Origin of the sequence: Synechococcus sp. B60.1 (assembly GCF_047462555.1) — a bacterium.
GTDB lineage: Bacteria > Cyanobacteriota > Cyanobacteriia > Thermostichales > Thermostichaceae > Thermostichus.
Genome location: NZ_JANSJN010000140.1, coordinates 1 through 4,551 on the forward strand (window position 1 = coordinate 1; position 4,551 = coordinate 4,551).

The 4,551-nt window shown below is 60.8% G+C and carries 3 protein-coding genes; all 3 read left to right on the top strand.

Features of this window, described 5'->3' with window-relative positions; translation table 11 throughout:
- Positions 1–201: 201 nt before the first annotated feature.
- The 3 genes from NW863_RS12220 to NW863_RS12230 all read left to right on the top strand — a co-directional run bounded on the left by NW863_RS12220 (position 202) and on the right by NW863_RS12230 (position 4,171).
- Positions 202–1,830 carry a CocE/NonD family hydrolase gene (locus NW863_RS12220; protein WP_414366679.1) on the top strand — a complete coding sequence of 543 codons (1,629 nt, stop codon included), beginning with the start codon at positions 202–204 and terminating at the stop codon, positions 1,828–1,830.
- 84 nt (positions 1,831–1,914) lie between these two features.
- On the top strand, positions 1,915–2,175 hold the full coding sequence (locus tag NW863_RS12225; protein ID WP_414366681.1) for a DUF6761 family protein: 261 nt from the start codon (positions 1,915–1,917) through the stop codon (positions 2,173–2,175).
- A gap of 172 nt (positions 2,176–2,347) precedes the next feature.
- Positions 2,348–4,171: a glycosyltransferase family 39 protein gene (locus tag NW863_RS12230; protein ID WP_414366682.1), complete on the top strand. Its 1,824-nt coding sequence runs from the start codon at positions 2,348–2,350 to the stop codon at positions 4,169–4,171.
- Positions 4,172–4,551 lie beyond the last annotated feature (380 nt).

Genomic DNA, 4,551 nt, shown 5'->3' on the forward strand with positions numbered 1-4,551 from the left:
TTGGCATGATTTGCTCCCTAGAAATTGTGAAGCAATACATCCAGAATCAGTCAGAGGGTGCTATCCCTCCCCACCGTCTATACGGTGGGGAATTCCGCACTTACGTTAAAATGCTTCTATCTCCCGGAATTTTCTATCGAAGAGCTCTCCAGGGATCCCTGTGCCTAGTTCTCCGGCAAATTTCGTTGACCTTACCCAACCATGCTGCCTGTGCGCCCCCGCGAAACCGTTTCCATGTTCACCCGCGACGGGATCCAACTGGATGCGGATGTCTATCGCCCAGAAGGCGGGGGGAGCTACCCGGTCTTGCTCATGCGGCAGCCCTACGGGCGGGCCATTGCCTCGACGGTGGTGTACGCCCATCCGCGCTGGTATGCGGCCCACGGCTACATCGTGGTCATCCAGGATGTGCGGGGGCGGGGCACCTCCAAGGGCTCCTTCTACCCCTTCCGCCACGAAGCCGAGGATGGGTTTGACGCGGTCAACTGGGCGGCTGCTTTGCCAGGGAGCAACGGTGTGGTGGGCATGTACGGCTTTTCTTACCAGGGCATGACCCAACTCTATGCCGCCTCCAGCCGTCCCAGCGCCTTGAAAACCCTCTGCCCGGCGATGTTGCCCTACGATCTCTACGCCGATGCCGCCTACCCGGGGGGAGCCTTTACCTTCTCCAACAACCTCAGTTGGGCGCTGCAACTGGAAGCTGAGGGAGCCCGCCGGCGGGGAGAGGCCAACGCTTACCAGGCCCTCTTCAAAGCCTCCCGCAACTTGCCCCTCTACGATCCCATCCCCCTCAAGCCGGGCGTGCTGCAGCAATACGCGCCCCAGTCCTACTACTTCGACTGGCTGGAGCACAGCGAACCCGACGACTACTGGCGCCAGCTCTCCCCTCGGCTAGAGGTGGTGGATCTGCCGATGTTGCACATTGGCGGCTGGTTTGACAGCTACCTGAGTGGCAGCCTGCGCCTCTACAAGGAGATGAGTGCCCGCAGCCGCAACCCTCAGTACCTGGTTGTGGGGCCCTGGGCCCACCTGCCGTGGGGGCGCAGGGTGGGGGCGCTGGACTTTGGCCCCGAGGCCGTCAGCCCCATCGATCGGCTGCAGGTGCGCTGGTTTGACCAGTTCCTCAAAGGCAAGGACACCGGGATCCTCCAGGAGCTGCCGGTGCGCCTATTCGAGATGGGAGCCAACCGCTGGCGCAGCTTAGAGGCCTGGCCCACCCCGGAGCCAAAAGCTTTTTACCTGCACAGCACCGGCCTGGCTGCCCTCTCCGAACTTGAGGGATCCCTCCGCCCGGAACCCCCACTGAGGCAACAGTCGGATACTTTTGTTCACGATCCCTGGCGACCGGTGCCAGCCCTGGGGGGTCACCTGGTTTATCCTGCCGGGCCGCAAGAGCGCTCTGCCCTCGACTGCCGCACCGATGTTCTCACTTACACCACTCCCCCTCTGGAAACCGACCTCCTCCTGGCGGGGGATATCACGGCAGAGCTCTACGTCGAAGCCGACAGCCCCAGCTTGGATCTCTGCGCCGTGCTCTCCGTGGTCAGGCCGGACGGCCAGGTGTACAACTTTTCCCAGGGCTACCGTCGTCTGCAGGATCCCCAGCCCAATGCCCCCATCTCAATCCCCTGTCAGCCTACCTGTATCCGCATTCCCCGTGGCCACGCCCTGCGTCTCAGCCTCAGTGCGGCCTGTTTCCCGGCCTACTCCGTCAATACAGGTACGGGGATGCGAGAAGAGCGGCTCATCGAGGCCCGCATTCTCACCCTTACTCTTCACAGCGGCGGCAACACGCCCTCGCGGTTAACCTTGCCGATTCTTGAGGAATAGTGCTGCCTCTCCCGCTTTTGTAATCTCTGTCTAGCAAACGAAAATCAAACGCTAGGATGGGAACAGGTGGGGCAAGGGAGCGCCATGTTGCAAGACCCAAAGCTAATCCGGCACTATCAAGCTCTAACCGACGCGCTGGTGGATAGTTGGCATCGCGGCTATCAGCGCACTGACGAGCTAAGGCTGCTGGTGGACGGTTACCTGCTGGCCTTGCGAACTGGCAAACAATTGGAGCCCTTTGAGATTTACCGCCTCGAAGATGAGGTCAACCGCTTCCTCTACGATCCGTCCAACTTCATGGATCCGGAACTGGAGCGGGAGACGGAGAGGATGCGGGGCTACTAACTTTGGGGATCCCTGCTGGCAATCCTTGCGACCGGTAGGCCGCAGCCTCAATTCCTAAGTTCTCTAGCCTTGGGGTCTTTCTCCCGTCCTTCGGGAGAGAAGCTGGGGGTAGGGCGGTTTTGAGAACAACTTGGGCCTGGTAGGCTGAGAGCAGTCGATTCCTCTCAGTTCTATGGCAGTTTGGGATACCCTGGCAACTTCCCGGCGTCCGGCTCTGCTGGGATCCGGCCTGGGCTTGGGAATAGCCCTGACCCTCTGGTACGGGGTGTTTGGCTACCACGTACTGCAGATGGGTATCTGGCTGCTAAGCATCCTGCTGGTGGGGCTGTATGTGGCCCAGTTTCCTCCGGCTCAGCTCCCTTGGGATCCGACGCGGCTGCGCTGGCGTCAGGAGCTGCTGCACCTGGGGCTGCTGGCGCTGGTTTTTGCCCCCATCTACCTCTACGACCTGGCCAACATCCCTTTTCAAATCAACACCGACGAGATTGTCATCACCTCCATGGCACGGCGGGCCTCAGGGGTGCGCTACCCCGATATCTTTGGGCTGATGCCGGAGTGTTTCTATTTCCCCCGCTTCCTGTTCAGCCTCTTTGGCGGCCTGACGCGGCTGATGGGGGGAGTCACGCTGGTGAATGTGCGCACCGTGCATGCCGCCTTCGGGGTTGTCACCATTCTGGTGGCCTATGGGTTTTTTCGGTCGTTCTGGAACCCCCGGCTGGCCTTGGCAGGAGCGGCCCTCCTGGGATCCAACCACGCCTTGTTAGGCATCAGCCGCATGGCGATGCGGGAGAATCTGATTGTGCTGGTGGAGTGTGCAGCGCTAGCCTTGCTCTTAAAGGGCGTGCGGGAAAAAAATCCCCTGCTTTTGTATTTGGGGGGAGGGGCAGCGGCCTTCTCCCTCTACGGCTATCTGCCGGGGCGGGTGGTGATCCTGTTGGGGTTGCTGTTTGGCGGCCTCTACCTGCTCCTGGGCCGGGAGGAGCTGCAAGGAGGGGATAACCAGGTCAACCCCTTCTGGACTTTGGCCAAGCTAACCGTGCCGGCGGCGCTGGGGTTTTTCCTGGTGGCTGCGCCCATCCTGGTGGCTACTGCCACCGCCCCCCCAGAAAGCGCCGAGTATGCCCGCCAGCAATTTCTCTTTTTCCCGGAAGGGCGGGCGCTGCAGCAGAGGTGGGTCAATGCGGCTACGCCGGCAGAGGCGGTGTGGCGCAACATCCGCAATGGCCTAAGCATGTTCAACGATCCCAGCCAGCACGACCGGGGCTACATCTACCCCAACTACGGCCATGCCTTTGTGGATCCGCTGACGGGGGTTTTGATCTGGCTGGGGCTGGGATCTGGCCTCTACCGCCTCTGCAAGGGGCGTAGCCAGCCCCACGACTGGCTTTGTATGGGCAGTTTCCTGTTTCTTTACCTGCTCTTTAGCTTGGCCATCACCAAAGCCCCCAACTACACCCGCCTGCTGGTAATCCTGCCCTTTGTAGCCTACCTAACTCTGGAAGGGATCCAGGCGCTGGCCGGTCTCCTGGAGCGTTGGGGATCCCCAGGGAGGAAGTGGCTGCCGGCAGTGGCGATGGCGGGGGCGATGCTGTTGATTGGCGGATGGAACTTGGCGATTTTTGGAGATTTTGTCCACAAGGGCTGGACCCAGGGCAACGATGTGGGAGCCACCGGGCGCTACGTGGCGGCCCGACAAGGGGATCACGACTACCGCTTCTACTTGGCTGCCAGCGCCGCCTACCCCTATTTCAGCTGGGGAGAGCCCATCTATTGGCAGAGTTGGATCCAGTTTTTTGCCGGGTCGGGACAGGAGGTGCAGATCTTTTCCCCTGAGGCGTTGCCCACCCAAGATCTCCAGCCGCCATTTACCCTGTTCCTGAACGAGGAGGTATGGAATCAGCAAGGGGCAGCGCTGCAGCAGCGCTTTCCCCAGGGACAGTTGCATCGGATCCCGGCTGAGCGGGGGTTGTGGGCTTTTGAAGTAGCGGATCCTTAGCGCTGCTCTCTCTAGGTAGCCGACTGGGCTTTGAGTCAGCTATACCCCTTGCCGTTGCCTCCTTGTGCCACCCTCGTGGATTAGGGAGAGGGGCTGCGCCCTACATCCATCCCAGCGGGGTGACCCACGCGGCCCTCAAAAAGGGATCCCCGCTGCTGAAGGGTAGGCTTAGGCCGGAGCAGCAGGGCCCGGCCATCTGGCGAAACGACGGGCGTGTTGCAGTGCCAAATCCACATAGTGCTCGGTGTGGCGGTCAACCTCCAGAAAAATCCCAAAAAATTTCGCCGTACACTTTCAGACACTTTAACCTACAGAATCCCCAGAGCCCCCTTAAAGTCGAAAAGGCTTCGGGCAAGCTTCTGAGGAACAAAATCCCAAGA